The organism is Pseudomonas sp. W4I3 (assembly GCF_030816195.1).
GTDB lineage: Bacteria > Pseudomonadota > Gammaproteobacteria > Pseudomonadales > Pseudomonadaceae > Aquipseudomonas.
Window position 1 is genome coordinate 3845934 of record NZ_JAUSXS010000001.1, and the last position, 26351, is coordinate 3872284.

Annotated in this window: 20 protein-coding genes; 9 read left to right on the forward strand and 11 right to left on the reverse strand. The window is 60.2% G+C overall.

The annotated features are described in order from the left end of the window. The first annotated feature begins 41 nt into the window (after positions 1-41). The gene (locus tag QF045_RS17470; RefSeq protein ID WP_306493322.1) at positions 42-227 is read left to right on the forward strand and encodes a DUF6026 family protein; all 186 of its coding nucleotides are present in this window, start codon (positions 42-44) and stop codon (positions 225-227) included. Here the strand turns inward: QF045_RS17470 and QF045_RS17475 are convergent. After that, positions 192-4850, reverse strand: a complete 4659-nt coding sequence (locus tag QF045_RS17475) for a DUF6543 domain-containing protein (protein ID WP_306493323.1) — start codon at positions 4848-4850, stop codon at positions 192-194. The two genes, QF045_RS17470 and QF045_RS17475, sit on opposite strands and share 36 nt — an antisense overlap. A 231-nt stretch (positions 4851-5081) precedes the next feature. Here QF045_RS17475 and QF045_RS17480 point away from each other — a divergent pair, with 231 nt between their 5' ends. From QF045_RS17480 to QF045_RS17490, 3 genes are all read left to right on the forward strand, one after another. Beyond that, positions 5082-6824, forward strand: coding sequence for a phosphoethanolamine transferase CptA (locus QF045_RS17480; RefSeq protein ID WP_306493324.1), 1743 nt, complete (start codon positions 5082-5084; stop codon positions 6822-6824). Positions 6825-6951: 127 nt separating this feature from the next. Beyond that, a complete protein-coding gene (locus tag QF045_RS17485; RefSeq protein WP_306493325.1) occupies positions 6952-9189 on the forward strand; it encodes a TonB-dependent siderophore receptor in 2238 nt (745 codons plus the stop codon). 142 nt (positions 9190-9331) lie between these two features. Beyond that, on the forward strand, positions 9332-9544 hold the full coding sequence (locus tag QF045_RS17490) for a hypothetical protein (RefSeq protein WP_306493326.1): 213 nt from the start codon (positions 9332-9334) through the stop codon (positions 9542-9544). A 100-nt stretch (positions 9545-9644) separates the two neighbouring features. On the opposite strand, the gene QF045_RS17495 is transcribed toward QF045_RS17490, so the two are convergent. The 3 genes from QF045_RS17495 to metE form a co-directional block, all read right to left on the reverse strand. Continuing rightward, complete coding sequence (locus QF045_RS17495; RefSeq protein WP_306493327.1) at positions 9645-10136, reverse strand: GNAT family N-acetyltransferase; 492 nt, start codon at positions 10134-10136, stop codon at positions 9645-9647. Between the two features lie 159 nt (positions 10137-10295). Then, complete coding sequence (gene zapE, locus QF045_RS17500; protein WP_306493328.1) at positions 10296-11408, reverse strand: cell division protein ZapE; 1113 nt, start codon at positions 11406-11408, stop codon at positions 10296-10298. A 49-nt stretch (positions 11409-11457) separates the two neighbouring features. Further along, positions 11458-13746 (reverse strand): 5-methyltetrahydropteroyltriglutamate--homocysteine S-methyltransferase, encoded by a 2289-nt coding sequence (metE, locus tag QF045_RS17505; protein ID WP_306493329.1) that lies wholly within the window; start codon positions 13744-13746, stop codon positions 11458-11460. Positions 13747-14077: 331 nt separating this feature from the next. Between metE and QF045_RS17510 the strand changes: the two genes are divergently transcribed. The 4 genes from QF045_RS17510 to QF045_RS17525 all read left to right on the forward strand — a co-directional run bounded on the left by QF045_RS17510 (position 14078) and on the right by QF045_RS17525 (position 17767). Next, positions 14078-15175, forward strand: coding sequence for a carboxynorspermidine decarboxylase (locus QF045_RS17510; RefSeq protein ID WP_306493330.1), 1098 nt, complete (start codon positions 14078-14080; stop codon positions 15173-15175). A gap of 28 nt (positions 15176-15203) precedes the next feature. Beyond that, a complete protein-coding gene (locus tag QF045_RS17515; RefSeq protein WP_306493331.1) occupies positions 15204-16448 on the forward strand; it encodes a saccharopine dehydrogenase family protein in 1245 nt (414 codons plus the stop codon). A 503-nt stretch (positions 16449-16951) separates the two neighbouring features. Continuing rightward, on the forward strand, positions 16952-17191 hold the full coding sequence (locus QF045_RS17520; RefSeq protein WP_306493332.1) for a DUF6124 family protein: 240 nt from the start codon (positions 16952-16954) through the stop codon (positions 17189-17191). Positions 17192-17263: 72 nt separating this feature from the next. Then, entirely contained in the window at positions 17264-17767 is a 504-nt protein-coding gene (locus tag QF045_RS17525; RefSeq protein WP_306493333.1) for a signal peptidase II, read from the forward strand. Between the two features lie 5 nt (positions 17768-17772). Here QF045_RS17525 and QF045_RS17530 read toward each other — a convergent pair whose 3' ends face one another. The 5 genes from QF045_RS17530 to QF045_RS17550 form a co-directional block, all read right to left on the reverse strand. Continuing rightward, positions 17773-18093 (reverse strand): hypothetical protein, encoded by a 321-nt coding sequence (locus tag QF045_RS17530; protein ID WP_306493334.1) that lies wholly within the window; start codon positions 18091-18093, stop codon positions 17773-17775. An 86-nt stretch (positions 18094-18179) separates the two neighbouring features. After that, positions 18180-18839 (reverse strand): zeta toxin family protein, encoded by a 660-nt coding sequence (locus QF045_RS17535; RefSeq protein WP_306493335.1) that lies wholly within the window; start codon positions 18837-18839, stop codon positions 18180-18182. 80 nt (positions 18840-18919) lie between these two features. Then, complete coding sequence (locus tag QF045_RS17540; RefSeq protein WP_124386981.1) at positions 18920-19210, reverse strand: hypothetical protein; 291 nt, start codon at positions 19208-19210, stop codon at positions 18920-18922. A 142-nt stretch (positions 19211-19352) separates the two neighbouring features. Beyond that, positions 19353-20261 (reverse strand): glutaminase B, encoded by a 909-nt coding sequence (gene glsB / locus QF045_RS17545; RefSeq protein ID WP_306493336.1) that lies wholly within the window; start codon positions 20259-20261, stop codon positions 19353-19355. A gap of 55 nt (positions 20262-20316) precedes the next feature. Further along, the gene (locus QF045_RS17550) at positions 20317-20661 is read right to left on the reverse strand and encodes a hypothetical protein (RefSeq protein WP_306493337.1); all 345 of its coding nucleotides are present in this window, start codon (positions 20659-20661) and stop codon (positions 20317-20319) included. 275 nt (positions 20662-20936) lie between these two features. Between QF045_RS17550 and QF045_RS17555 the strand changes: the two genes are divergently transcribed. Then, on the forward strand, positions 20937-22019 hold the full coding sequence (locus tag QF045_RS17555) for an LLM class flavin-dependent oxidoreductase (protein ID WP_306493338.1): 1083 nt from the start codon (positions 20937-20939) through the stop codon (positions 22017-22019). A 43-nt stretch (positions 22020-22062) separates the two neighbouring features. On the opposite strand, the gene uvrA is transcribed toward QF045_RS17555, so the two are convergent. Both uvrA and QF045_RS17565 read right to left on the reverse strand, forming a co-directional pair. Continuing rightward, positions 22063-24582, reverse strand: coding sequence for an excinuclease ABC subunit UvrA (uvrA, locus tag QF045_RS17560; protein WP_306493339.1), 2520 nt, complete (start codon positions 24580-24582; stop codon positions 22063-22065). After that, entirely contained in the window at positions 24579-26291 is a 1713-nt protein-coding gene (locus tag QF045_RS17565; protein ID WP_306493340.1) for an ATP-binding protein, read from the reverse strand. The genes uvrA and QF045_RS17565 overlap by 4 nt, the downstream gene beginning before the upstream one ends. Positions 26292-26351: the final 60 nt, after the last annotated feature.

Consider the following 26351-nt stretch of genomic DNA (forward strand, 5'->3'; position numbering starts at 1 on the left):
TACCCAGCCTCACGCTTTTACCTGCCCTTGCGAGGTGCTTCATGAACACGTATGCCCCAGCTCGTCCTGCCCAGACCCTCTACGTCAATATCCGTCGTGACGAACTCACCCAGCTCAAGCAGGAGCGCGAACGGCTGCAGGCGCAAGTCGAACACCTGCAACAGCAGTTACTCGCGCTGCACGCACCGGCGCTACCAGAACTTAAAGCCCGCGCCGCGCTTAACTGAGGCGTTCACGCCAAAGAACAACGATCCGGCCAGCGCAGCATTGATCTGCGCCCGGTACACCGTCAGGTACTGCCCTTCACTTTGACCCGCCCCCATCAAGTAGCTGTTGAAGCGCTGCGCGGGCATCTTCAAGTGCCCGGCCACAAAGTCCGCGAGGGGGGCCTGCTTGCTGCGGTAGTGAAAGTGCGCGTAGGCAAGGGGCCGCTTGCTCCGATCACGAACCACATACTCTTGTAAATAGTCATTGGGCCGACTGAGCCTGACCCTCCCTTCGATCTTCAAGATCTCAACTTCGCCCTGCGTCTTGAGGTAGTCGACACGGTTGGCCTCGGGCGGGTTACGCTTGATCACCTCGATCCTGATCAAGCGACCTTGCTCGCGCAGGTAAAGGGCAGCACTGGCGAGGTCGGACAGCACCTGGGTTTTGCCGGGATCGCGTTGGGAAATTTTCCCGTGCAAAGCGTCCAACTGCCGCGCCCGGTCGCACAACACCGCCTCCAGGGCGATGGGTGAGTTGGAGGTCTGCGCATCGTTCCAGGTAGCACCGACCTGCTTGTGCTGGTCGTCCAACAGCAGACGCGCATCCTGGAGCAAGCGCGTAATGCTGCGCTCGGGTGGGAGCGGCGCCGGTTGCGGGTTGACCTCTTCCCAGATGTCTTTTTCCGGACTTTGCCGATAGCTGGCCACCGGCACATTATCGACCGGGTCCACCACATCGACGATTTCGTTCGGCTCCTCCGGCGTTCGAGCGCGTGCCACTCCCACCAGAATGCGTTTGTCGCGGGTACGCACCATGCGCCTGCGGCTGCCGGGCACGGGTCGGGGCTGGGGCACTGGTGACGCTTGCGGCATTGGTGCCGACTCGGCTTGCCGGGCCTGGTCGCGCAACAGGAGGGCGAGTGAATGCTCGGCCTCGCCGTGAAGCGCCTCGATCAGGTTGACCAGGCGCGTGGTGTAATCGTGATCAAGCAGCTCGTTCAAGGTCTGCCGATACAACCGCAGGCTGCCCAGAGCTTGCGTGTATTTTTCCATCACATCGCCGTGCGCCTGAACCCGCTCCTCGACCGTCATGAATCCAGGTTCCTGCAAGGCTTGCTGCGAGCGAACCGCCCCACGCGCCTTGTCAGTAGCATCCTTGAGCGCGATAAAGTCGTAAAACTCAGCCTCCACGGGTGCGCGCTTGAAAAGCAGCCCTTGCAGGACAGAAACCTGCTGGACTTTCCAGTCCAACGGCGAGAGCCGGCGCTGCACCGTTTCATCGGGCAAGCTGGTTTGCCGCTCGAGACCGGGCACCGCTTGCAACTCCCTGTCGTAAGCGTACTCCAGGGTGCTCAGCTCAATCAGTTGCTGATTGAGCTCGGCAATCTGGTTCAGATAATTCAGGGTATTGTCGTGGGCCTGCTGGCGGATTTGCTGGTCGCCAGAGTCCAACTGCGCGTTCCATGCATCGAGGGTCGCGCGCGCCGGCGTCGCGCTCTTGCGGGCAAACTCCAGCAGCGCGCCGCGCTCTTGCAATGTATGGACAATGTTTTGCAGTTGCTCGATCAGTTCCGTCTCGAAAGCCGGCAGCGGTTTGTTGGCGTTGCGCACCTTGAGGGTTTCCAGCCTCTGGAATTGGCACTGATTCTGTTCGCGCAGTGCCGCCTGATAACGCAGGTAGATACTGCGCCGCAGTTCATCGTTGAATTTTTCCCGCTCGGTCCGATACACGCGCTCGTAGTAGACATGCTCCTTGCCGGCCTTCTCATCCGCGATTAACTGCGCCTGGGTTTGTTCATTGTACCGCTGCTTGAAATCCGCCTCTCGGCGCAAGATTTCGGCACGCCGCTGCGCACCGCTGGGCTTGGGCATGCCACCGGCCAGGCGCAAACGCAGATCGAACTGCCAGCCCCCTGCGGCGTCGCGTTTGAGCAAGGGCCCAAAGCGCTCAGGCTGCTGAGGATCGAATACGCGGATGCCCCCGGCAACTTCCATCACGGGGTATAACCCGCCACGAATCAGCGCGTGCAATGTATACCTGTCCCCGCCGGTGGGCACTCGGACCAAGCCTTTGCGCACCCCCTCGGTTTCGATATTTTGCGGGATCACCGGCCAGGGTTTCCCGTCCTGACGCCACTTATAGTAGGTGTCCAATGCCTTCTGTTGTACGGGCGATATCTCGCCCGCGCTGTGCCAGCCAACATCCATTGGCAGAAAATCGGCCCTGCTTCGGCGGCGCAATTCGCTCAAGGTGGCGGCCTGCTGTATCTCCACCGGCGGCCGGGTCGCGGTCGGTGCGGGCTCTACCTCGACCAACCCGATACGCTCGTCCAGGCTGGCCACCGGATACAGCAAGATTCCAGCCAGGCTGGCGACGGCATCGGCGATGGTCGTGCCACGACGGTCGTCGTCCGCGTCCACGGGCAGTGTGATAAACGCCCTGGCACTGAGCAGACTTTGGTACAGCCAGCCTACGGTCGCCAGCGGCCCACGCAGCAACGGCATCACCACATTGAATAGCCGCCCTATGTCAGCGCGAAAGGCCGCCCAGCGCTTATCTTCATTGGAACGACTCTGCGCCTCGGCGCGCTTGACCAAGGCCTGCGCATTGCTGCTGAACAGGTAGGCCAGGAAATCCCCAGGCACTTCTTGATCGCTGAGCAGCGCGCGGGCGGGCACCTCGATTGGCGCGAACTCTCCCCCTTGGCCTTGGCGCTGGGTATGGGGCTGACGAAAGCCGCCATTGCCCAGCACCGCCCGACCCTGTGGATCAAGGCTGTTTAACACCTCGGTTTGCAGCGGGCCGACGCTGGCAATGGCGTCGAGCAGTTCCTGGCGGCTGGCCCACTCTTGCAGGGGTGTATCCGAGCCGGGCCGGTAAAGCAGGTGCGGTTGCAGGGCATCGTTCTGGGGGCCGATCACGAACATATTCGCTGCCGGGTACACCCGCCCGCCAGCGTGGGTCAAAAACGCCAGCGGGCGCGCGACAATCTCGTGTCCGTCGACCTCGCGTGCCTGGGCGGTAGGCTGCACCGCCGCCTCCACCCAGCGCATGCCAATGCGAGTCAGCCCCTGGCGCCGGCGCAGCAGACATTCCAGGGCGGCCAGGGGCAACTGCGCACGGGTTTGCCCGACAAACAGCGCCTGGCGCCGCTGCCGCTCAGCGGGATCGTCCAGCAAGTTGCGCTTGAGCAACGCCGGATAGTGCTTGCCGATGTCGACAGCGGGGATCAAGCGTTTGACATAATCGATGGTCAGCCACCAGTCGGGAATATAGCCGGGCTCAACGCGATTGGTGATGGTCACCTGGGCATAGGGTTCGGTGAAGGGGTTGTCCAGGGCCCATTCCGTCAAGGTGCGAGAGATTGATTCGGTCCAGCCGACCGTCCCCCCCAGGGTACGGGTGAACGTCATCATGTAGTCATCGGGGCTGATCACCACTTCCTGGGGATAATCCAGTCGCATGCGCGCCTGCAGGGCTTTGCTGGCATAGACGTGAATCGGGTCCAGCCCGTCGAGGTAGTCCGCGCCCGCCGCTTCGACCTGGACGGCATGCAGGGCGTCCAGCAGACGGCTTGCGCGCAGGCGGTCGGCCGCGTTGGCGCCTTGCAGCCAGGCGGGCAATACCTGTTCGGGCATCCCATCGGGTCCCGCCTGTACCCCAAACCACGCCTGAGGCGCCGTCAGTTGGCGAAAGCGTTGCTTGTACCATTGCACATCGGGGAAGTCCGACCAGCGTAGCGCCGCAAGGTCGCGCAGCTGTTTTTCCAGGAGCATCTGGGCCATGGCATCGAACACGTCGTCTTCCGGTTCGCGCACTGCCCATTCCACGCGCTGGCCGGTGTAGCGACGGCTCATGTGCAGCGGCAACAAGTGGGCGAGATCCTCCCTGCTACGCAGTCGCTGTACGCCCGTGCCAGGGCTGAATAAGTAGAAGGTCGAAACCGTCAGCGGGCGACTTTCAATCAGCAATACCACCAACCACTCACCCGCCCCGCCTTCCTCGCAGGCATAGACTTGAAAGACCCGCACGGCCCCCTGTCCCAAATGGCGTTCACGCTCGGCCTTGAGCGGATAAAACAGCCAGAGCAGCTTTCGGTACTCATCGGCTGGCAACGGTGGCGATTGCGGTCCGAATTTCAGACAGCGACGCAGTTGATCAGCCACAATTCGCCAGCGGGTAGACAACGGATCCTGGCGCGACACCTGGCTCCAATAATCGACCAGCCGCGCCTGGTATGCTTCGAGCAGCGACGGCGCGACCCGATTGATGAGGGCTTCAAGCTCATCGACCGACGGTGACCGCGCTACAGGCTTCCAGGAACCATCCCTCTGCCTGTCGAGCAAGACATGCAGGGTGGCGGTCAGGTTCAACAACGTGCCCTGCATGATGCGCGTCAATAATAAGTCGCCCAGACTTAACAATGCCCCGTAGGTAGCTGGCTGGTCCTGGCCGGCGGGGGCCAGGACGCGGCCGAGGCGCAAATGGCTGACATTCAGCCCAGAGGCCGGCCACTGGTCATCGATTTCGCGCTGCAATACCGCGTCGATCACCTCCTCGAGCCTAGGTCTGTCGGCAAATACCTCGCCAAGGTAATGACGGGACTGGGTAACGTGATCAATCGGGCTAGTCGTCGTGCTCATCGCAAAGCGCTCCTTGGCAAAAGCCTCACGTTAAACGCCACGCCCCTCATCCTTGCGGTAGCCCCGTATGCGACGCTGGCCCCGGGACATCCGTAAGTAAATTCTCACAAAACTTTCACACCGTTTTGTTGATACTCCGCGCCATTAAATGACGCCCATCGCAAGACGAGGCTTCTCGTCCCGGGGCAGGCATGCCTCGGGATAATCGTAATTAACTGGTTGGAGCGCTGTATGGCGATGTTTGAACGCAGCCCTAAGTCTGCGAAAGGCTTTGATTGGGCCGGCCTTGGCTGGTTATTCCTGTTTTTCTGGTATTTCTCGGGCATTACCCAACTGCTTATCCAACTGACCGGTACTTCCGGCTTCAGCGGGTTCCGCCAGGCTTTCTTCATGAGTGCGCTGTGGCTGGCGCCGATGTTGCTGTTCCCTCGGCAAACCCGCCTGCTGGCCGCTCTGATCGGTGTGGTGCTATGGGCGTGCTCCATGGCCAGCCTGGGTTATTTCTTTATTTACCAGCAGGAATTTTCCCAGAGCGTCATCTTCATCATGTTCGAATCGAACATTTCTGAAGCGGGCGAATACGCCACCCAGTACTTTGCCTGGTGGATCGTGCTGGCCTTCATTGCCCACACCGCTTTTGCGATTTTCCTGTGGACACGCCTGCGTCCGGTCTACTTGCCGCGCGGTCAGTCGATCGTGGCAGCGGTCGCCATCGTATTGGCCGTGGTCGGCTACCCACTGGTCAAGCAGATCGCCACCAGCGAAACCATGGAATTGGCCATCGACCGCTTCGAAACCCGCATCGAACCGGCCGTGCCTTGGCAGATGATCGTCGCCTACCGTCGTTACACCGAACAACTGGATAACATGCAGGGCATGCTGACCAGTGCCAGCCAGATCCCACCGTTGAAGAACCTCAAGGACAGCATGGCCGGCCAGCCGTCCACCCTGGTGCTGGTGATCGGCGAGTCCACCAACCGCCAGCGCATGAGCCTCTATGGCTACCCGCGCAACACCACGCCGGAACTGGACAAGCTGCGCGACCAACTGGCGGTGTTCGATAACGTCATTACCCCGCGCCCGTACACCATCGAAGCGCTGCAGCAGGTACTGACCTTCGCCGACGAAGAAAACCCGGACCTGTACCTCAAGACACCGTCCATCGTCAGCGTAATGAAACAGGCCGGCTACAAGACCTTCTGGATCACCAACCAGCAGACTATGACCAAGCGCAACACCATGCTCACGACCTTTTCCGAACAGGCCGACGAGCAGGTGTACCTGAACAACAACCGTAACCAGAACGCCCGCCAATACGACGGCGACGTCCTGGCGCCGTTTTCCAAGGCCATGGCCGACACCGCCGAGCGCAAGTTCATCGTGGTGCACTTGCTGGGCACCCACATGAGCTACCAGTACCGTTATCCGCAGACATTCGACAAATTCACCGATCGCCAGGGTGTACCGCCGGGCGTCAGCGATGCACAGTTGCCGACTTACAACAGCTATGACAACGCCGTGTTGTACAACGACTTCGTGGTATCGAGCCTGATCAAGGACTACGCCAAGACTGATCCCAACGGCTTCCTGCTGTACCTGTCGGACCACGGCGAAGATGTGTTCGACTCTGCTGGCCACGACACCCTGGGTCGTAACGAAGGCAAGCCGACCGCGCCGATGTACACCATTCCATTCATGGCCTACGCCTCGCCCAAATGGCGCGAAAGCCACGACTGGAGTTTTGCCGGTGACCTGCAACGGCCTTACAGCAGTTCGCAGTTGATCCACACCTGGGCGGACCTCGCAGGCTTGAGCTTCGATGAACTGGACCACAGCAAAAGCCTGGTCAGCGACAGCTTCAAACCGCGCCCCCTGCTGATCGGCAACCCTTACGAGACCAAGCAGAAAGCCTTGATCGACTTCAGTTTGATCAAACCGAAGAAGGCCGACAGCGCCGAAGTGGTGGTCAAGTAATCGAATGGCTTGTAACAGAAAGATAACAATCATTCTCGTTTAAGCCTAAAGTTGCGCGTCTCCTTTCGTCTTTGAGCCATACCCGCCCTTTCCGGGTGGCCTCAAAGACGACAAGGAGTTCGCCGCGATGCTCGCGCCCTTTACCCGTTCCATCACCTTTACCCTTGGCCTGTTCAGCCTGGCGCCAAGCCCGGAGCTGCTGGCCGAAACCGACCCCGAACACGCCCCCGCCAACGCCCTTGAATTGGGCGCGACCAGCATCACTGCCGAAGGCCTGGGTGCGACCACCGAGGACACTGGCGCCTACACCACCGGCTCCATGAGCACCGCCACCCGCCTGAACCTGTCGATCAAGGAAACTCCGCAATCGATCTCGGTGATCACGCGCCAGCAGATGGATGATTTCAATCTCAACACCCTGACCGACGTGCTGCGCCAGACCACCGGCATCAACGTCCAGCACACTGATTCGGACCGCGTGGCCTATACGTCCCGCGGCTACGGCATCAACAACTTCCAGATCGACGGGATGCTCAACACCTTCGGCTACATGAAGTCCGACGCCGACACCATCATCTACGACCATATCGAAGTGGTTCGCGGTGCCACCGGCCTCACGACTGGCGCGGGCGACCCCTCCGCCACCGTCAACATGGTCCGCAAGCGCCCTACCGCCCAATGGCAGGCGAAAACCGGAATCAGTGGCGCCACCCATGACAACTACTACAGCTACCTCGATGTCGGCGGCCCGCTGGCCTTCGACGGCAAACTGCGTGGGCGCAGCGTGCTGGCCTACCGTGACAGTCGATCCTTTCGCGACAACTACGCACTGCAACGCGCGGTGGGCTACGGCATTCTCGAGGGCGATCTTTCCGACGACACCGTGCTGGCCGTGGGCTTTGATTACCAGGACAAACAGGTACAGGGCACGTCCTGGGGCACCGTGCCTTACTGGAACAGCGAGGGTGGCAAGGCCGGGCTTTCGCGCTCCACCAATATGGCGGCGCACTGGAGTTCCTGGCCACTGACCGACAAAACCACCTTCGCTACCCTCGACCATCGGCTCGGCGGCGACTGGCACCTGAAGGCCGCCTACACCCACCGCCAGAGCGATACCGATGGCAAGGTGTACTACGGCGGCGCGGGATTCCCCAACGCCGACCGCAGCGGGATGACCGCCTGGGCCAGCCACATGCGCGGCACGTCGAGAATGGAAGCCATCGACCTCAACCTGGCCGGCAGCTATTCGCTGCTGGGGCGTGAACATGCGCTGATGATGGGCTATGGCGAGGCGGCGCAACGGGATAGTTCGCCCTACATGCGCAGCAATCTGCCCGCCAGCTACTACCCCATCGAGGACTGGAAACACATGGGCGGGATCGGCAAGTTCAGCGATGACGTCACTGACCTCAAGGGCGAGCACAGCAAGAAACAACAGAAGGCCGGCTACCTTGCGACTCGACTGAGCCTGACGGAGCGTCTGCACGCCGTACTCGGCAGTCGCTACGGCAGCTGGGAGCTGCAAAGCGCTACCCCGCAATACGATGCCAACGATCAACTGACCGCGTCCGACAAAACCCGCCAGACTCATAACGATATGTGGACGCCTTATGCCGGGCTGCTTTACGACATCACACCGCAGTACACCGTCTACGCGAGCTACACCGACATTTTCAAGCCACAGGATTTACGCGACGCCAACAAGAAATATCTGGAACCCGTGGTGGGCAGTAACTATGAGGTGGGCCTTAAGGGCAGTGTGTTGAACGAACGCCTGAACCTGGCGGCCGCGTATTTCTGGAGCACCCAGGACAATGTCGCCGAGCGCGATGACTCGGTGCCGCCAAACCCGGTCACCGGCGAGGAATATTACAAATCCGGCGGCAAGGGCAACAAGGTGAAAGGGTTCGAACTGGAAGCGGCCGGAGAAATTGCACCGGACTGGAACCTGACCGCAGGCTACACCTACACCCACTCGGTGAATGGCACGGGCACGCGCAACAACACCGGCCAGCCGTTGAACCTGCTGAAGGTATCCAGCGCTTACCGCCTGCCAGGCGCCTGGCGCAACCTTACCGTGGGCGGCGCAGTGAATTGGCAGAGCGACATCTATGACTTCGGCAACCGGCCCACGGGAGCACGCAACAGCGAGGGCAGACCGATAACCACGCGCGAAAGAATCAAGCAACAGGGCTACACCGTGGTCAACCTGATGTCGCGCTACCAGTTCGACGAACATGTTACGGCGTCGATTAACGTCAACAATCTATTTGCAAAAAAATATTACGAGCGCGTTGGCTTTTATAACGGCGTGTATTGGGGCGACCCACGCTCGATCACGCTGGCGCTTGACTGGAAGCTCTAACGTCTTGCCTCGCGAAGTTAACGAAAACGTTAACTTCGCAGAGAGTTCCGTTAATTCCCACTTAATAAGGTAACGCCATAGTCACCCCATGATCTGATCAAGGAGTGACCGGACACCTATCACTCTTAATGGAAATACCGCCATGAAACTTTCGACATTGATGCTTGCCAGCCTGATGACCCTGACCTCCGCCGCCGCTTTCGCAGAAGGCGGTTCAGAGCGTTCCAAAGCGTTCTACAACAACTTCACCTTTGTCCAGGAAAAAACCCACGGCAAGGCTGAACAGCAAGTTGCATCCGCCGATGGCAAACCGGTTAAAGCCACCACGGTCGATGCAGCCCAACCTAACAGTTGATTTAACGCTGAGTTAATCCGCAACACCCTGTGCCATTCCGCTCCTTTGGTAAAGGTTTATTGGGCGCCATTAAATGGCGCCTTTTTTTTGCACTTTTTTATTAAAGCGCCTTGCTCCAGAACAACATGCGGCCGTGGGCGGGATCAAATACCGAATCGTCAAAACCGAACTTGCGATACGCCGACTGCGCCAGGTCGTTACCTTCAAGCACTTCCAGGGTGATCTTGCAGCAACCGCGCTGGCGGGCGATTTCCTCGACCTTCTGCAGCATTTTCTGACTCAACCCCAAGCCACGAAACTGTTTGGCCACTACCACATCGTGGACGTTGACCAATGGCCGACAAGCGAACGTGGAGAACCCCTCGAAGCAATTGACCAGCCCGGCGGGCTCACCGCCGACGAACGCCAGCACGCTGAACGCATGGGCGCGCTTGGCCAGTTCCGCAGGCAGTTGCTGCAACAGATCGGCTGGCAAGGCGTGGCCGCCACCCATTGGGTCTTGCGCATAGTGGTTGAGCAGCGAACCGATGGCGTCGGCGTGCACGGCGTTGGTGTAGCTGGCTTGCAGCACCAGGATGTCTGGGGTGTCCATTTCCTTCCTCGATATCGACAACCAGGGAACCGATTCCCTTTGAGAGGGGTAATTGTAAGCATGGAGTCGGCAGTAGATGAAGGAGATAAACGCCTAATGCCTGACAGAAAGTGGCCAGCTTGCAGGCAGCCAAAGCCTCGAACGAGGCGAATACCCAGGTTATAAGGTGCCGAAGCGCTGCAGCTGCATTTCCTGCAAGCGACTCAAGGTGCGACGAAAGGCAAACGCCAGGTAGCCTTGGGTATAAAGATTTTCCAGTGGTACCTGGGCCTCGATGAACAACGGCACTTTGCGGTCGTAACATTCATCCACCAGCGCAATGAAGCGTCGCACGCCGTCATCGTGCACCGACAGCGCAGGCAATTGCCGATCCCCGGCCGCGACGCGCTCGGCGCCGTCTTCGGTGCCACGGGCAATGCGACCAGGGCGCGGCTGTGCGCTGAGGCTGGGTACCTGCGCCAGCAGGATGGCCTTGAAGCGATCACACAGCAGCATGAAATCCATCGCGGCCAGGGGCTGCTCGCACAGCTCGGCGTAGCGGCACCAAAGCACCTCGTCGCAGGCCTGCACCGGCGTAATCATGCGATGCCCCACGCTCAGCCCCTTCGCGTCGCTGACGGTGTGCCCGGCGCTCAACTGCTTGAACACCTTGGCCAGCGCATCGGGTTGGTTGACCCAGTAGCGCTGCAGGCCAACACCGGGATGCAAGCGGTGGTCCTGGCTACCGTCCACCGCCACCACCTGCATATGCCGCTTGATCGCCTCGATACCCGGCAGGAAACGCTCACGGTTGAAGCCGTCGGCGTACAGTTGGTCAGGCGGTTGATTGGAGGTACAGACCATCACCACACCCTCCTCGAACATCACCTGAAACAGACGGCCGAGAATGATCGCGTCACCGATGTCATTGACGAACAGCTCGTCGAAACACAGTACGCGCACCTCCCGACTCAGCTCCCGCGCCAAGGCCTGTAGCGGGTCTTTGATGCCGGTGAGCTGGAACGAGCGCTGGTGTACCCAGCCCATGAAGTGATGAAAATGCTGACGTCGAGCAGGCACGCGCAGGCTTTGGTAGAACTGGTCCATCAGCCAGGTCTTGCCCCGCCCCACCGGCCCCCACAAGTAAACGCCGGGAATGGGGGAACGGCCTTGGTGCAACGCCTGGTGACAGATGTGCAAGGCCTCGACAGCGTGTTGTTGAGCGTCGTCGGGCACGAAACCTTGCTGGGCGATAGCGTATTGATAAGCGGCGAGCGGCGAGTCGAAAGTCATGCGGCCAGTATGACCTACAACGCAAACGCCGGCCGCGCAATCTTCGCCGTTAACCCAGTTCCGCACGCAGTTGGCGCGCCGCTGCGACCATGTTGATCAACGCCGCTTCCGTCTCTGGCCAGCCACGGGTCTTCAGGCCGCAATCAGGGTTTACCCACAGTCGCCGCGCTGGTATCTGCTTGGCTGCCTTGCGCAGCAAGTCCAGCATCTGCGACACATCCGGCACCCTTGGCGAGTGGATGTCGTAGACGCCCGGGCCGATTTCATTGGGGTAAGCGAAGGCTTCGAAGGCGTCCAACAACGCCATGTCCGAGCGTGAGGTTTCAATGGTAATGACATCGGCATCCATCGCCGCGATGGATTCGATCACATCGTTGAACTCGCTGTAGCACATATGGGTATGGATCTGAGTGTCGTCACGCACGCCGCTGGCGCACAGGCGGAACGCTTCGGTGGCCCAATCCAGGTACGACTGCCACTGCGCCTGACGCAATGGCAAGCCCTCACGGAACGCGGCTTCGTCGATCTGCACGATCTTAATGCCGGCGGCTTCCAGGTCGACAACTTCGTCACGGATCGCCAGGGCCAATTGCCGGGCCTGTATTTCCCGGCTCACGTCATCCCGCGGGAACGACCACATCAGCAGGGTCACCGGGCCCGTCAACATGCCTTTGAGCACCTTGCGAGTCAGGCCCTGGGCATAGCGTATCCATTCCACCGTCATCGCCTTCGGACGGCTAAGGTCGCCGTAGATCAGCGCCGGTTTCACACAGCGCGAACCATAGCTTTGCACCCAACCGAACCGGGTAAAGGCGTATCCATCCAATTGCTCTGCGAAGTATTCGACCATGTCGTTACGCTCGGCTTCACCGTGAACCAGCACATCCAGGCCAAGGTGTTCCTGCACCTCGACGGCGTGCTTGATCTCGCTGTGCATCGCTTCGACGTATTCGGCTTCGCTCAATTTGCCAGCCTTATATGACTGACGCGCCAGGCGGATCGACGCGGTTTGCGGAAACGAACCGATGGTGGTGGTCGGGAACAACGGCAGGTTGAGGCCGGCCCGCTGTGTCTCGATACGCTGGGCAAAGGGCGACTGGCGCTGGCTGTCGCTTGCACTGATCGCGGCAACCCGGGCTTGCACGGCAGGCTTGTGAATACGCGGCGAAGCGGCACGTGCAGCCTGTCCCGCACGGCTTTCAGCTAGCGCCGCGATTACGTTCGGCGACTCTGGCTGGTCGACCGCCTGGGCCAGCACCGCGACTTCCGCGCACTTTTGCAAGGCGAAGGCCAGCCAACCTTTCAATTGCGGGTCCAACTGGTCTTCACGCTCCAGGTCCACAGGGCTGTGCAACAACGAGCAGGACGGCGCCACCCACAAGCGATCGGCTAATTTCTCATGAGCATGCTGCAAAGTCGCCAGCGCTTTTTCCAGGTCGCAGCGCCACACGTTACGGCCGTTGACCAGGCCCAGGGACAACACTTTATACGCGGGCAGGCGATCGAGAATGGTCGGGTACTGCTCCGGCGCCCGCACCAGATCAATGTGCAGACCGTCGACCGGCAGGTTGGCGGCCAGGCCCAGGTTTTCTTCGAGCCCGCCAAAATACGTGGCGACCAGTTTTTTCAGCGGGTCCCGCTGGATCAGGTTATAGGCGCGCTCAAACGCATTCTTCCAGGCCTGTGGCAGATCGAGCACCAGGATCGGCTCGTCAATCTGTACCCACTCCACACCCAACTCGGCCAGGCGTTGGAAAATCTGACCGTACAGCGGCAACAGGCGGTCGAGCAGGTCGAGCTTGTCGAAGTCAGCGCCCTTGGCCTTTCCCAGCCACAGGTACGTCAGCGGGCCGATGATGACCGGCTTGACGGTGTGTCCCAGGTTCCGCGCTTCCTCGACCTCTTCAAATAATTGGTCCCAGCCAAGGTGAAATTGCTGGTCGACGCTGAACTCCGGCACCAGGTAGTGGTAGTTGGTATCGAACCACTTGGTCATTTCCTGAGCGTGCGCACCGCCACAGCACGTGTCGCTGACACCACGGGCCATGCCGAACAATGTCTGCAATGTGGCTTGGCCATCGGCTGGGCGGAAACGCTCGGGGATCACACCAAACATCAGCGAATGGGTCAGCACCTGGTCATACCAGGCGAAATCACCTGCTGGCAGCAGCTCGATGCCGGCTTGCTTCTGCAGGGCCCAATGCGTGCGGCGCAAGTCACGGCCCACAGCACGCAGGCCGGCCTCATCGAGCTCGCCCTTCCAGAACGCTTCCTGCGCTTTTTTCAGTTCACGATCGCGTCCAATGCGCGGAAACCCGAGGGAATGAGCGACTGCCATGACATACAGCTCCGATGTAGTAGGTATGGCAGCTATTGTCGGCAGTGGGCGATAGTGAGACAAACTCATATTATTGTAGATGATCACAAGTACTGTTCATGTTGATCCGGGATAGGCGAGGCACGTGCTTTGGTACATCGGTGACTGATACTCCGTCATCCGGAGCAAGCCCCCTCCCACATAGGGCCGGTGTTCGCCAATAGATAGTCATACTCCCGGACTATGCTCGAAAAACTGGGCAGCAATTTCCGCCAGCTAACCTTTCGATCTGATCCAAGTGCGGGCACAATGCGTGTCCTTTTTTGGCAGGCACCGCCGCAGGCTCTCAAAAATGATCAAAACGCCGTACTACCTCATCGACAAACAGAAGCTTCTGGTCAATATGCAGAAGATTGCCTACGTGCGCGAGCAGTCCGGCGCCAAGGCTCTGCTGGCGCTCAAGTGCTTTGCCACCTGGTCGGTGTTCGACCTGATGCAGCAATACATGGACGGCACCACGTCGTCGTCGCTGTATGAGTTGAAGCTCGGTCGCCAGAAGTTCGAAGGCGAGGCACACGCCTACAGCGTGGCCTGGGCCGATGATGAAATCGAAGAGATGCTGGATAACTGCGACAAGATCATCTTCAACTCCATCAGCCAGCTGCAGCGCTTTGCCGAACGCAGCGAAGGCAAGACCCGCGGCTTGCGCGTCAACCCGCAGGTGAGCAGCTCCGATTACCTGCTGGCCGACCCGGCGCGCCCGTTCAGCCGCCTGGGCGAGTGGGACCCGGTGAAGATTGACGGCGTGATCGATCAGATCTCAGGCTTCATGTTCCACAACAACTGCGAGAACGGCGACTTCAGTCTGTTCGACAAGATGCTCGGCACCATCGAAGAACGCTTCGGCGCGCTGCTGCACAAGGTCAAGTGGGTCAGCCTCGGCGGCGGCATTCACTTCACCGGTGAAGGCTATGCGCTGGACGCGTTCTGCGCGCGGTTGAAGGCATTTTCCGAGAAGTACGGCGTGCAGGTGTACCTGGAACCCGGCGAAGCGGCCATCACCAACAGTGCCTCCCTGGAAGTCACGGTGCTCGACACGCTCTACAACGGCAAAAATCTCGCCGTGGTCGACAGCTCCATCGAAGCCCACCTGCTGGACCTGCTGATCTACCGCCTCAACGCTAAGCTGGCGCCGAGCGAGGGTGAGCACACCTATATGGTGTGCGGCAAATCCTGCCTGGCCGGCGACATTTTCGGCGAGTATCAATTTGATCGTCCGCTGGCCATCGGCGATCGGCTGTCGTTCATCGACACCGCTGGCTACACCATGGTCAAGAAAAACTGGTTCAACGGCCTGAAAATGCCGTCCATCGTAGTGAAACAACTCGACGGTACAGTCGAGGTGGTTCGTGAATTTGGTTACGACGACTACCTGTCCAGCCTTTCGTAAGCTGGCGGATAAAGGAGAGATAAAGCAATTGAAAAAGAACGTTCTTATCATTGGTGCAGGAGGTGTCGCCAAGGTGGTGGCCCACAAGTGCGCGCAGCACAACGACGAACTCGGTCGTATTGCTATCGCGTCGCGCAACATCTCCAAATGCCAGGCCATCATCGACAGCGTCAAGGCCAAGGGTAGCCTCAAGGTACCCGCCCAGATCCAAGCCTTCGCGCTGAACGCCCTGGACGTGGAAGCGACCAAGGCCCTGATCCGCGAGACCGACTCGCAGATCGTCATCAACGTAGGTTCCGCGTTTCTCAACATGTCAGTGCTGCGTGCCTGCATCGATACGGGCGTGGCTTACCTGGACACCGCCATCCACGAAGAGCCGGGCAAGGTCTGCGAGACCCCGCCGTGGTACGGCAACTATGAATGGAACCACCTGCAAGAGTGCAAAGAGAAGAACATCACCGCCATCCTTGGCGTGGGCTTCGACCCGGGTGTCGTCAACGCGTACGCCGCGCTGGCGCAGCAACAGCATTTCGACCGCATTGATTCGATCGACATTCTCGACGTCAATGCCGGCTCCCATGGCAAATACTTCGCCACCAATTTCGACCCGGAAATCAACTTCCGCGAGTTCACCGGACAGGTGTGGAGCTGGCAGAACAGCCAGTGGACCAGCAACACCATGTTCGAAGTCAAACGCACCGACGACCTGCCGGTAGTCGGTTCGCAGAACCTTTACCTCACTGGCCACGATGAAGTGCACTCGCTGTCGAAAAACCTCGACGTGCCGAACGTGCGTTTCTGGATGAGCTTCGGCGAGCACTACATCAACGTGTTCACCGTGCTGAAAAACCTCGGCCTGCTTTCCGAGAAGCCGGTCAAGACCGCCGAAGGCCTGGAAGTGGTGCCGTTGAAAGTGGTCAAGGCCGTATTGCCCGACCCGTCTTCGCTCGCTCCGGGCTACACCGGCAAGACCTGCATTGGCGACCTGGTCAAAGGCACCAAGGACGGCCAGCCGCGTGAGATGTTTATCTACAACGTGGCCGATCACGAAGAAGCCTTCGCTGAAACCGACAGCCAAGGCATCTCCTACACCGCCGGTGTTCCGCCAGTGGCCGCCGCGCTGCTGGTAGCGCGTGGCGAGTGGGACGTGAAGCACATGGCCAACGTTGAGGAACTGCCGGCTGAGCCGTTCCTCAAAGCGCTGGATGTGATGGGCTTGCCGACTCGGATCAAAGACGAGCACGGTGATCGTGCGTGGGATGCGAAGGCCTGATAGGCAATCGCTGACCGAACAAAAAAATGCGCCCTCAGGGGCGCATTTTTGTTGGGGCTCACATAAATCCCAAAACCAGTAAAGATCCAATGTGGGAGGGGGCTTGCCCCCGATGGCGGTGTATCAGCTGCAACTGAGCTGGCTGACACACTGCATCGGGAGCAAGCCCCCTCCCACAGGGATAGCACTTCGCCCTGGACTCTCAGAGTTTTCCCACGACCGTTTCAGGTTGTCGGTCGGAAGAGCGCTAACTAACCTCACTGCCGTCGCTACCCACTCAGCGACCGGACTTGACCGTCCGATTAATTCAAGGACAGCTACGGCCAAAACCTATTCGGCGTTTTCTTTGCGCCTGAGGTATCGTGTCGCGGCGGCTGTACGCGGGATACCTTCGGGTATGCCGGATTTCCTTTGATTGCCGGTCGGTCAACCCGCGTACAGCTGCCACCCTCTTTGCTTGACCGCGAATGTTGGCGGCTCCACTTAATCAGAGGAACTTCACCATGATCAAAGACAGCCCCAAACCCCCAGAACACCTCTTCACCGTACGCCCCAACCTGTGTACGGAAACCCTGCTGGTCAACGCATCCCAGGATCTAGCCTCCATCAACGATATCGCCACTCACCTGGCATTCGACGTCGATGGCGCTCAACGTAATATCGCACTGGGCATCTGCCGCATGCTCGAAGGCGTAAAGCTGCTGGTGGACAAAGCACTGGATGAGGCTCATCCGGCTGCCTGAACGTAGACGGCACCAGGCGCCTGAGCTATCTTCGGGCGCTCCTTTCGAACGCCCCAAACAGGAAGTTACCACTTGAGCACGTCGCCCCTAGTGCGAGGCCGTACGTTCGCCCTCCTCGCTGGCATCGCATTCATCGCCCTGGACCAGCTTGTAAAACTATTGGCCCTAGTTTCACTGCATGCCAAAAGCTTCAAAATCGGCTCAAACCCAATCAATCTTGCTTTGGAGTTAAGCCTGAACCCCGGCGCATTCCTGAGCCTGGGCGCCGCTTTGCCGCCACAGGTCAAACAACTGATTTTTATCATCGGCGTAGCCGTCGTAGTGGCCTGGGCGATGGGGTGGTCCCTCTCCAACTGGAACCAGCCACTGCGTAAAGTCTTGCCGCTGTGCGCCATCGCCTTGGGTGGCATCGCAAACCTGATCGACCGGGTGTTTCGCGACGGCCATGTGGTTGATTACATGATCCTGAACGTCGGGCCAGCACATACCGGGGTATTCAATATTGCAGATATCGCGATTACCGTCGGCGCGTTGTACCTGCTAATCGACCTGTTCGTGAAGCCGCTTAAAGCCTAGGCGCCTCAGTATTGCTCCCCTTCATCGCCTCGAATTTCGGCGGCGAGGGCCTGGGCGATCGCCTTGGCTTTGACGATGCTCTCATCGCTGTATACAAACGAAATCTGGCCACGGCGATAATCGAAATAATAATCCTGCTGCGTGGTGGTAGAGGTCCAGTAAGCAGTTTGGTTACCGCTGAGCGAGATCGTCGCTCCTGTGGCGGGGTTAACGGCAGTCACTTCGTCCTGCAACACCAGGGTTGGATCATTGGCACACAAGGCACGCCATTCTTCAGGCGTGATTACATTGCTTTCGACACGGGCTATATGGAGTTCATAGGCCATATAAATATCCATCAGATAAAGGGGAAAGGTCCTTGAAATGCCAAGGTAGCCTGATACTCACTTCAGCGGCTTTTGCCCTCCGACGTCTACGTCAACTTATCGATGACATACTGCTGAAACCATGCAGGCTGGGTGTCCGCAACAATATCGATATCCTCGCCTTCTGTAATCTCGGCAATTTGCGCAAACCTGGGCTCGCCGTCTTGCGAATTGTCAAAGATATAGGCTCGATTGGATAAGAGAATCGCCTCTGACAGGTTTTCCAAAGAGCGCTTATAACGAGATCGAATCTTGTCCGGTGGTACATCATGGCCACCTATAGAGGCCCGGTAGGCAACCCGAGCAACGTTAATATCAGCATCCGCAGTAGCAACGTAATAAACGTATACCCGATAACCAGCAGCTTTCGCCTGCCTTAGCAGCTCAATTTTGCTGCCGTCCGACATGACTGTCTCGAATGTAAAACTTACGCGTTCCCCAATCAGAGACACCCGAATATAGTCAGAAAGAGCGGAAGCGATATAGGAGTCGATGTTGCGCGAAGCAAAAATGATCCGTTCACCCTTGGCGGCCAGGTCATCCAGTTTGACAAGGGAATCAGGAAACTTTGAAAGCAGTGAATGGCTGCGCAAGAACGTGATCGCACACTTGGCGTAGCGGTACAGCCCGAAGGCAGCAAAATCGAAAACACCCGTTTCACGAATGCCCAGCTCAATTGCATCAGGATTGATGTAATTGACCAGCAAGTGGGCCGGAACCTTCGAATTGAATGTGCTCTTTCCACTCCCGTTCGGTCCGGCGAACATACGGACGCGGGGGGTGGTACTCAAGCCTGTATCTGCGCCTGGGCAGACCGACGGTCCAATAAAGACTTTTTGGTTTTCAAGCGCGTGCCGGCTTTGAGAGTGCCGTAGGTTTCCACAGGGCGGATAACCAACATTTCCGTAGTAGAAACTTTAACCAGTTGGCCGTCGCGAACCATAAGTACGGACTCTCCCTTGGAAAGGGCAACCTCGTAGGCATCCCTGAATGCTTTGGCCGCAATGGAGGGAATGCTCGATTCCTGGGCAAGAATCTGTGCCTCGGTAATTTGGGATTTAACTTTTTTACGTGACATGTTGGTCTCCGGCTCAGGACAAGGGTTGATCAATGGCGATGAGCATAGATCACCTTAGGCGTCGAACGCTGGCTCGACTTTACCTCAATGTGTGTCCCATGTCCTGCAGTGGGCTGTTCAACACCTCTAAGCGGTTTCTCGCTCAAAACACCGACCACCCTATCCGCTCACTCAACAGTTCCAACGCCTTCATCCCCGCCAGCGAATTCCCCGCCGCATTCAATTCCGGCGACCACACGCACACCGTAAACTGCCCCGGCACCACCGCGACGATCCCGCCGCCTACCCCGCTCTTGCCCGGTAATCCCACCCGGTAGGCAAAATTGCCCGCCTCGTCATACAGCCCGCTGGTGGCCATGATCGAGTTCACCTGTTTGGTCTGGCGCGCGGTCAGAATCTGCTCGCCACTGTGGGCGCTCACGCCCTCGTTGGCCAGGAAGCTGAACGCCCTGGCCAGGTCCAGGCAGCTCATCTGCAAGGCGCAGTAATTGAAGTAACTGTGCAGCACCGCGTCCACATCGTTGTGAAAATTGCCGAAGGCTTTCATCAGGTAGGCCATGGCCGCGTTGCGCGCGCCGTGCTGCGCTTCCGACTCGGCGACCACGCTGTTGACCAAAATCTGCGGGTTGCCCGACAGGCGTCGTACGAAGTCGCGCATCGACAGGATCGGCACGGCGAAACGTGACTGGTTGATGTCGCAGATCACCAGCGCGCCGGCGTTGATAAACGGGTTGCGCGGGCGGCCGCGTTCGAATTCCAGTTGCACCATGGAGTTGAACGGCTGCCCCGACGGTTCGTGGCCCAGGCGTTCCCAGATGGTTTCGCCGCCGTGGTCGATGGCCTGCACCAGGCTGAACACCTTGGAAATGCTCTGCACCGAGAACAGCGTGTCGGCATCACCGGCGCAGTAGGCTGCGCCGTCGTTGCCGTATACCGCGATGCCCAGCTGGTTGGCGGGCACGTCGGCCAGGGCGGGGATGTAGTCGGCGACTTTGCCGAGGCCGATCAGGGGGCGCACTTCGTCGAGGATCGACTCCAGCAGCGCCTGCATATCTTGTCCTGTCATCTTGATTTGAATCAGTGGTGAACGAGGCGCGGAGGATACTTCAATGGGCGCGGAAGCCCCACACAATCTCGACCACGCGTTCAGCGACCACCAGGTAGATCAGGATCAGCAGCAGTTGCAGCGCCAGGTGATAGCGCAGCTTGGCCAGCCGGCGAATGCCGTCACTGACGTTCAGCAGCATCAACAGCGTCGACAGGATAATCAGCCCCCAACCGGCGACATAGGAGGCGAAGACCCCGATGAATAACTCATGGTGCCCGACCAGCGTATTGGTCCCCGCCGCAAACAGCAGCGCACACACCAGCAGGTTTTTCACGTTGTCGAAAACCTGTGTGCTCAGGTCGTTTTCCAGCAACGCCAGGTACCGCGTCCATAACGTGCGCATGCGTGAGTACCGAGTGGGAAGGCTCGTCAATCAAGGTAGTTCAAATGGGCAGGCTGTCGAGCGCTGACCAGGCCAGCACGTCACGCAACAGACGTGCAGAAGCAATAGCAAAATGCAATCCATTGATAATATGAAAACCTATAATTCCATAATTTAATAATTAGGTTAGAACCAATCGGCCTTTTACAGACACGCCCGTGCGCTCTATTTTCACGCTACGGACCGACCCCCTGCCCGGTGGAGGCTTGTTTATCAACTTCAACAAGGACCTGACCATGAGCATCGAATTCATCGGCTACATCGGCGGCCACCATGCCTCCGAAATCCACCCGCGCAGTGGCCCTACCCTGCAGCCGGACTACGTTGAACGCGTGGCGCGCGCACATGAAGAGGCCGGCTTCGACCGTGCCCTGGTGGCCTTCCACTCCAACAGCCCGGACAGCACGCTGATCGCCGCCCACGCCGCCAGCGTGACGCAGCGGCTCAAATTCCTGATCGCCCACCGCCCAGGCTTCGCCCAACCCACGTTGGCCGCGCGCCAGTTCGCCACGCTGGATGTGTTCAACGGCGGCCGTACCGCCGTGCATATCATCACCGGCGGCGACGACCGCGAGTTGCGCGCCGACGGCAGCCATATCGGCAAGGACGAGCGCTATGCGCGCACCGACGAATACTTGAGCGTGGTGCGTCAGGAATGGACCAGCGACAAGCCCTTCGACTTTGCCGGCACGTACTACCAGGTCGAGGGCGCGTATTCCACGGTGAAGTCACCGCAACAGCCGCATATCCCGGTGTACTTCGGCGGCTCGTCCGCGGCGGCGATTGCGGTGGCGGGCAAGCATGCGGACGTTTATGCGCTGTGGGGCGAAACCTATGAGCAGGTGCGCGAGGTGGTGACCCAGGTGCGTGCCGAAGCGGCTCGGCACGGGCGTACGATTCGCTTTAGCCTGTCATTGCGCCCGATCCTGGCCGAGACCGAGGAACTCGCGTGGCAGCGGGCGGACAGCATTCTGCAGCAAGCCACGGCGCTGGCTGAAAAAAGCGGCTTCGTGCGGCGCGAACCACCCAATGAAGGCTCGCGTCGATTGCTGGCGGCGGCGGCGCAGGGCTCGCGTCTGGATAAGCGCCTGTGGACCGGGATTGCCGGCTTGCTCGGCGCACAGGGCAATTCCACCTCGCTGGTGGGCACAGCCGAACAGGTCGCGCAGGCGTTGCTAGATTACTACGATTTGGGCATCACAACGTTCCTGATTCGCGGGTTCGATCCGCTCAATGATGCGATCGACTATGGCAAGACGCTGATACCGCTGACGCGCCAGTTGGTCGCCGAACGCGAACGGGCCAGGCAAGTCGCTTGAGAACCGGCGGGAGGACGCACGCGCCCTCCCGCATTCCTGGCGGCTAGCCAAGTTCTCGCGCCAAGAATGGCGCCGTGCGGCTGCTCTTGCTGTTGGCGACCGTCTGCGGCGTACCACTGGCAACCACTTTGCCGCCCGCATCCCCGGCGCCGGGGCCAATGTCGATCACCCAGTCACTCTGGGCCACCACGCGCATTTCATGCTCGACCACCACCACCGTATGCCCCGCCTCCACCAATTGGTTGAGCTGGCTGAGCAAGCGGTCGACGTCCTTGGGATGCAGCCCGGTGGTCGGCTCGTCCAGCACGTATAACGTGGCGCCCCGCGCATTGCGTTGCAGCTCGGTCGCCAGCTTGATGCGCTGCGCTTCACCGCCGGACAACTCGGTGGCCGGCTGCCCCAGGCGCAGATAACCCAGGCCGATATCGCGCAGCACCTGCAGTGCGCGCAGCACGCTCGGTTGCTCGGCGAACACGTCGACGGCCTGCTCCACCGTCAAACCCAGCACTTGGGCGATGTTCAAACCTTGCCATTTGACCGCCAGGGTCTCGGGGTTGTATCGCGCACCGTGGCAGGTCGGGCATGGCGCATACACGCTGGGCATGAACAGCAATTCGACGCTGACAAAGCCCTCGCCTTCGCAGTTCGGGCAACGGCCCTTGGCGACGTTGAAGGAGAACTGCCCGGCGTCGTAACCGCGTTTCTTCGCGGCCGGCGTGGCAGCGAACAGTTTGCGCACGTTGTCGAACAGCCCGGTGTAGGTCGCCAGGTTCGAGCGCGGCGTGCGGCCGATGGGTTTCTGGTCCACTTGCACCAGACGGCGGATATGCTCCAGCCCGGCACTGATGCGCCCCTCGCTGGCGGCGGGCGCGGCGTCTTCCAGGCTGGGCTCGTCGACGCTTTCCAGCTCGCGCCCAAGGCCGCTGCTCACCAGCTCCAACAGCGCCTGGCTGACCAGGCTGGACTTGCCCGAACCGGAAATTCCGGTCACCGCCGTGAAGCAGCCCAGCGGGAAGCCCACCTCAAGATTGTTCAAGTTATTGCGCGTCACCCCGTGCAGCTTCAGCCAGCCGCTGGGTTCGCGCCGCGCCTGATTCGAAGGGCGCGCTTGGGCAAACAGGTACTCACGGGTCTGCGACGCGGCGATATCCGCCAACCCCGCGGGCGGGCCGCTGTACAGCACTTGGCCGCCGTGTTCGCCGGCGGCCGGGCCCACATCGATCAGCCAGTCGGCGCGGCGCATGGTTTCCAGGTCGTGCTCCACCACAAACAGCGAATTGCCGGCGGCCTTCAAGCGCGCGAGTGCGCTGAACAGGGCCTCGCCATCGGCTGGATGCAGGCCGGCGGAAGGCTCATCCAGCACGTAGATGACGCCGAACAATTGCGAGCCCAGTTGAGTGGCCAGGCGCAGGCGCTGCAACTCCCCGGACGACAGCGTCGGCGTGCTGCGTTCCAGGGACAGGTAGCCCAGCCCCAGTTCGATCAAGGTGCTGACCCGTTCCAGCAAATCCTCGGCGATACGTTGGGCCGCCAGGCGTTTTTCCACCGACAACTTCATCTTGTCCTGCCCCGCCGCCACCGGCCGCAGCAACTCGGCCAGGCGGTTCAGGGACAGTTGCGACAACTCACCGATATCCACCCCGGCAAACTTCACCGACAGCGCCGCCTTGGTCAGCCGCTTGCCCTCGCACAATGGGCAGGCGCTGCCTTGCATGAACTGCGACACGCGCTTTTTCATCAGCGCACTTTGGGTGTGGGCGAAGGTGTGCAGAATGTAGCGCCGCGCGCCACTGAAAGTGCCCTGGTAACTGGGCTCCAGCTTGCGCTTGAGGGCATCGCGGGTCTGCGCCGGGGTGAAGCCGGCGTACACCGGTACGGTGGGGGTTTCTTCGGTGAACAGAATCCAGTCGCGCTGTTTTTTCGGCAGGTCGCGCCACGGGATGTCCACGTCGTAACCCAGGGTCACCAGGATGTCCCGCAGGTTCTGCCCCTGCCACGCCAACGGCCAGGACGCCACCGCGCGCTGGCGGATGGTCAGGGACGGGTCGGGCACCATCAGCGCTTCGGTCACTTCATATACGCGGCCCAGGCCATGGCATTGCGGGCACGCGCCTTGGGGCAGGTTCGGCGAAAAGTCCTCGGCATACAGCATCGCCTGCCCCGGCGGGTAGCTGCCGGCGCGCGAATACAGCATGCGGATCAGGCTCGACAAGGTGGTCACACTGCCCACCGATGAGCGCGCACTCGGCGTGCCACGCTGCTGTTGCAGGGCCACGGCGGGCGGCAAGCCTTCGATACTGTCGACATCCGGCACGCCGACCTGATCGATCAAACGGCGCGCATAGGGCGCCACCGATTCGAAATAACGACGCTGGGCCTCGGCGTATACGGTGGAAAACGCCAGGGACGACTTGCCGGAACCGGATACCCCGGTAAACACCACCAGAGCATCGCGCGGGATGTCCACATCAACGTTACGCAAGTTGTGTTCGCGAGCGCCACGCACCCGCACGAAGCCGGTGCGCTGGGCGGTCGGTGAAGGGATGCTGCGCTGTGAAGTCATGGACAACCTTGTCTGGCGGTGAGCACGCTGCGCACCCGTTGCGTCAGGGCGTCGGGGCTGTAGGGTTTGCTCAGCAGGTGAATATCGGCGCTGAGCAGATGATTGGAGGAAAGAATGTCGCGGGTGTGGCCGGAGGTGAACAGCACCGGGATCGGCGGCGCCTGCTCACGCGCCCAGTTGGCCAGGTCGGTGCTCTTGATGCGGCCGGGCATCACCACATCGGTGAAGATCAGTTCCGGTTGCAGGCCCGATTGCAGCTTGGCCATGGCCTGATCGCCGTCTTCAGCGGTCAGCACGGTGTAGCCCGATTGCTGCAGCAGCTCCACCACGGTCAGGCGCACGCCTTCATTGTCCTCCACCACCAGAATGGTTTCCTGGCCGGTGCAGGGGCTTTCCTCGCCGGTATCCAGGTCCAGATGTTCCGGTTCCAGGCTGCGCGGGAAATACATCTGCACCACCGAGCCCTTGTTTTCCTCGCTCCAGATGTCGACATGCCCGCCGCTTTGGCGGACAAAGCCAAACACCATGCTCAGCCCCAGGCCGGTGCCCTGCCCTTCGCGCTTGGTGGTGAAGAACGGCTCGAACGCACGCTTGAGCACCGTCGGCGGCATGCCCACGCCGGTGTCGGTGACCGCCAGGCGCACGTACTCGCCGGGCTTGATGCTTTTGCCCGCGCATTCGGCCGGGTTGAGAATGATATTTTCGCCGGTGATGCGGATCACACCTTCGCCTTGCATGGCATCACGGGCATTGATCGCCAGGTTGAGCAGCGCGTTTTCCAGTTGGTTGCGGTCGACGTTGATGCACCAGGAATCCTGCGGCAACTGCACGTCCAGGTGAATGGTCTCGCCCAACGCGCGTTGCAGCAGTTCACCGAGACCGGCGTAGATCCGTTGCGGGTTGTACACCGCCGGCGACAACGGTTGGCGCCGGGCAAACGCCAGCAGTTGCGAGGACAGCGTAGCGCCGCGTTCCACCGCAGCGATGGCGGCAGCCACCCGCCGTTGCACCTGCGGGTTGTCCGGCTCATGCCGGGCCAGCAAGTGCAGGTTGCCGGCGATCACTTGCAGCAGGTTGTTGAAGTCGTGGGCCACGCCGCCGGTCAGGCCGCCAATTGCTTCGAGTTTCTGTGACTGGCGCAACTGCTCCTCGGCGGCGGAACGTGCCTGAACTTCGGCCGCCACGCGCTGCTCCAGATTATGGGTCAGCTCCTGGCGCACCCGCTCGGAGCGCACCAGTTCAGTGGTCTCCACCACGATGGCCAGTACGCCGGCCGGTTGCTGGTTGTCGCCGGCCACGGGGCTGTAATACAGGTCCAGCCAGAGGTTTTCCGGCTTGCCGTTACGCGACAACACCAGTTCCTTGTTGTTGAACGACAAGGTGCCGCCCGCCAGGCAAGTGTCCACCACATGCCGGTTGAACTCGGCCACTTCCGGCCAACCCAGCTCCACCGGCGTGCCCAGCAAGTACGGATGGCGCCCGCCCGCGAACACCGAGTAACTGTCGTTATAGATCATGTAACCGGCCCGCCCCCACAGCATCACCATGGGTACGGGCGAGGCAAGCATCATCTGCACGGTGCAGGCCAGGCTGGTGGACCAGCGATCGATCGGGCCCAGGTCGGTGGTCGACCAGTCAAACGCGCGAATCTGCTGGGCCATTTCACCGGCCCAGCCTTCACAGCCGTGGGGGTTGGATAAAAATTGCATGGTTCGGCTCTGGGCAAAGAGAAGGCAGTTGCAAGTTTTGGAGCGCAGCGGCGCGGGATG

Excerpts from the sequence above, each read along its gene's own strand:
- metE (WP_306493329.1), bottom strand. The coding sequence starts at position 13,746 with ATGGCAGTCGCTCATTCCCTCGGGTTTCCGCGCATTGGACGCGATCGT.
- QF045_RS17565 (WP_306493340.1), bottom strand. The coding sequence starts at position 26,291 with ATGCAATTTTTATCCAACCCCCACGGCTGTGAAGGCTGGGCCGGTGAA.
- QF045_RS17550 (WP_306493337.1), bottom strand. The coding sequence starts at position 20,661 with ATGCGCACGTTATGGACGCGGTACCTGGCGTTGCTGGAAAACGACCTG.
- QF045_RS17480 (WP_306493324.1), top strand. The coding sequence starts at position 5,082 with ATGGCGATGTTTGAACGCAGCCCTAAGTCTGCGAAAGGCTTTGATTGG.
- glsB (WP_306493336.1), bottom strand. The coding sequence starts at position 20,261 with ATGCAGGCGCTGCTGGAGTCGATCCTCGACGAAGTGCGCCCCCTGATC.
- QF045_RS17530 (WP_306493334.1), bottom strand. The coding sequence starts at position 18,093 with ATGGCCTATGAACTCCATATAGCCCGTGTCGAAAGCAATGTAATCACG.
- uvrA (WP_306493339.1), bottom strand. The coding sequence starts at position 24,582 with ATGACTTCACAGCGCAGCATCCCTTCACCGACCGCCCAGCGCACCGGC.
- QF045_RS17540 (WP_124386981.1), bottom strand. The coding sequence starts at position 19,210 with ATGTCACGTAAAAAAGTTAAATCCCAAATTACCGAGGCACAGATTCTT.
- QF045_RS17555 (WP_306493338.1), top strand. The coding sequence starts at position 20,937 with ATGAGCATCGAATTCATCGGCTACATCGGCGGCCACCATGCCTCCGAA.
- QF045_RS17520 (WP_306493332.1), top strand. The coding sequence starts at position 16,952 with ATGATCAAAGACAGCCCCAAACCCCCAGAACACCTCTTCACCGTACGC.
- QF045_RS17485 (WP_306493325.1), top strand. The coding sequence starts at position 6,952 with ATGCTCGCGCCCTTTACCCGTTCCATCACCTTTACCCTTGGCCTGTTC.
- QF045_RS17470 (WP_306493322.1), top strand. The coding sequence starts at position 42 with ATGAACACGTATGCCCCAGCTCGTCCTGCCCAGACCCTCTACGTCAAT.
- QF045_RS17475 (WP_306493323.1), bottom strand. The coding sequence starts at position 4,850 with ATGAGCACGACGACTAGCCCGATTGATCACGTTACCCAGTCCCGTCAT.
- QF045_RS17510 (WP_306493330.1), top strand. The coding sequence starts at position 14,078 with ATGATCAAAACGCCGTACTACCTCATCGACAAACAGAAGCTTCTGGTC.
- zapE (WP_306493328.1), bottom strand. The coding sequence starts at position 11,408 with ATGACTTTCGACTCGCCGCTCGCCGCTTATCAATACGCTATCGCCCAG.
- QF045_RS17495 (WP_306493327.1), bottom strand. The coding sequence starts at position 10,136 with ATGGACACCCCAGACATCCTGGTGCTGCAAGCCAGCTACACCAACGCC.
- QF045_RS17490 (WP_306493326.1), top strand. The coding sequence starts at position 9,332 with ATGAAACTTTCGACATTGATGCTTGCCAGCCTGATGACCCTGACCTCC.